The sequence below is a fragment of the Xenorhabdus japonica genome (assembly GCF_900115195.1).
GTDB lineage: Bacteria > Pseudomonadota > Gammaproteobacteria > Enterobacterales > Enterobacteriaceae > Xenorhabdus > Xenorhabdus japonica.
Map to the genome: position 1 here is coordinate 1 of NZ_FOVO01000078.1, position 2,119 is coordinate 2,119.

The window sequence follows — 2,119 nt, forward strand, 5'->3', positions numbered from 1 at the left end:
GACTAAGCGCCAGAAGGCTGGCTGGGATAATGGCTATATGATGAAAATCCTGACAGTGGGATTTTCATCTGTATAAATTAGACCCGTTTGCCCTAAGGCAGAAGTAAGGGTTTCGGTTAGTGCGTTGGATACCAATGTACAATTGAAGCAACGGCTAGATTTTATTGAAAAATATCGCAATGCAGGAGGGATCGTAATCCCTATAGTATTAACTGCGTTCTTTAAAGATATTGCGTTGATGGAACGACAACAAAACATTGTCGATTGGATGGTAAAGCATGATTATCCTGCGGCCGAGAACAGCCTGCGATTCCCTTACAACGCTAAAATTTCTGAGTTAATCAATCCTGACATGGTTAAATCACTGGATAAAGGTAATGAATTCTGGAGTGGTCGTTTGTATCCAGAACAACTTGTTTTTCCCACGACAACGACGATTCCAGAAAATTATCAGGGTATTCATAGTGGTTATCTTTCCACACTACAACTGGATGAAATCTATCAATTATTCATTGACCCAGTAAAAACACATCAAGAAGTTATGCAATCTGATTTGCCTCTAGCCAGTCCCAAAATGTGCGGAGTCTCTGATATGCGCCGCCGTGCCGAAGAATAATATGTCGTCTTTGCCAAAGCATTTATTGAAGCAGGTTTTCGGGGCATATCAGATAAAAGTGGTGGTACAGAAGAATACTAGGTTAAGGCTAGTGACGCCGACTAAGTGACGGTGTCACTAGAAAATCTTTCAATGAAAGCACAATTACCACAATAAAGCAGCTTCCCAATATTATCATCGTGGTTGCAGTACCATATTGTGTCAGCAGCATAGTGGCTATCGGAAGTAAAAACAGAATGGCTAAGTTATTCAGACTTTCTGAGATAGCAATTATTTGACCTTTATCCTGTTTTGCCCGATTTGCCAGAATCGAAGTACTAACGATAATAAAAGTGTGCACTCATCCTTAATATTAATGCGCCTCACAACACTCACGGATAAATTCCCCAAACCAAATCCGATACCAAATGCGGAAACAGAGACTCCGACAGCTCCCGTTCCTAGCCCATAATGGTGTCGCAAAACCTCCCCAGACAATATAAAAGCAGAGACTGCCGTGCCATTCCAAAATCCTTTTGCAATAAGAGGGCAAATTAAATTTCCTTGGTACACCCATTGAAATATTACCGTTTGGCGAACGGTTTTTAGGGTATTAACATTTCGGTTATTAATCTGGTTTGGAATGTATTTTTTATTTAAGACATTTTTACTTAAAACACAGAGCAAAAGACATCCTGCTGCGCTGACCAAAAATGGCACCTGCCAATAAAACAACTCCGTTGAAACGCCAGCAAATACAGGACCACCAGCAATGCCCGCGGTCATACCAAACATAACGACTCCCATTGCTGACGCTTGTTTATGAGATGGAAAGATTTCTGCAATCAACGCAAAAATGGTCGGAATCAAAGCGGCAGAATCAATACCACCAAAAATGCGCAATCCGACTGCAATCTCCAAATTGGGAGCTATTGCCAACGCCAATCTGTTGTTGTTTTAAATGCATCAGCTAAAGGCTTAAGCATAGGTGATAACATGAATTCCATTGCACCGATAAAAAATACAGAGAGTGAAAAAATAGGCAAAATAAGATTGATAGAAATAGTACGTGGCAGCACCTCAGCTTCCTTAAATTAAAACAGGATTAGGATTAATAAAAATAGAGTTAAAAACTAACTGATGAAAAATGATGAGATGATGGTATAAAGAAAAAGAGTAGGGAGAGTGAAAATGAGAAGTTTAATATGGTACTAAGGTTTATCTGACATGGCAATTGATCGACTCTATCAGGATAGCACATTAGCTCAGTTTTACGATTTCGATAGGTACTTATTACCAAGTTTTAAACGATAAACAAGAACATCAGGTGCTTTCAAAAATTACATTTGCTAACAATAGCTTTCCAAGCGGAAAGGTTAGGCATTCTATCATAAAAGTAGGTTCCGTGCAACTGCTCAACGGTATCCATGTAGGGCAAACGGGTCTAATTTATACAGATGAAAATCCCACTGTCAGGATTTTCATCATATAGCCATTATCCCAGCCAGCCTTCTGGCGCTTAGT

4 protein-coding genes are annotated in these 2,119 nt (G+C 39.7%); 1 reads left to right on the forward strand and 3 read right to left on the reverse strand.

All coding sequences use genetic code 11. The features are described 5' to 3' along the window. Positions 1-124 precede the first annotated feature (124 nt). Positions 125-616, forward strand: a complete 492-nt coding sequence (locus tag BM135_RS16310) for a hypothetical protein (RefSeq protein ID WP_245737449.1) — start codon at positions 125-127, stop codon at positions 614-616. A gap of 270 nt (positions 617-886) precedes the next feature. Here BM135_RS16310 and BM135_RS16315 read toward each other — a convergent pair whose 3' ends face one another. From BM135_RS16315 to BM135_RS18115, 3 genes are all read right to left on the reverse strand, one after another. Further along, positions 887-1,516, reverse strand: a complete 630-nt coding sequence (locus BM135_RS16315) for an MFS transporter (RefSeq protein WP_245737450.1) — start codon at positions 1,514-1,516, stop codon at positions 887-889. Positions 1,517-1,524: 8 nt separating this feature from the next. Beyond that, on the reverse strand, positions 1,525-1,674 hold the full coding sequence (locus BM135_RS17630) for a hypothetical protein (protein WP_245737451.1): 150 nt from the start codon (positions 1,672-1,674) through the stop codon (positions 1,525-1,527). Positions 1,675-1,928: 254 nt separating this feature from the next. Further along, positions 1,929-2,024: an STM2901 family protein gene (locus BM135_RS18115; RefSeq protein WP_479688436.1), complete on the reverse strand. Its 96-nt coding sequence runs from the start codon at positions 2,022-2,024 to the stop codon at positions 1,929-1,931. Positions 2,025-2,119 lie beyond the last annotated feature (95 nt).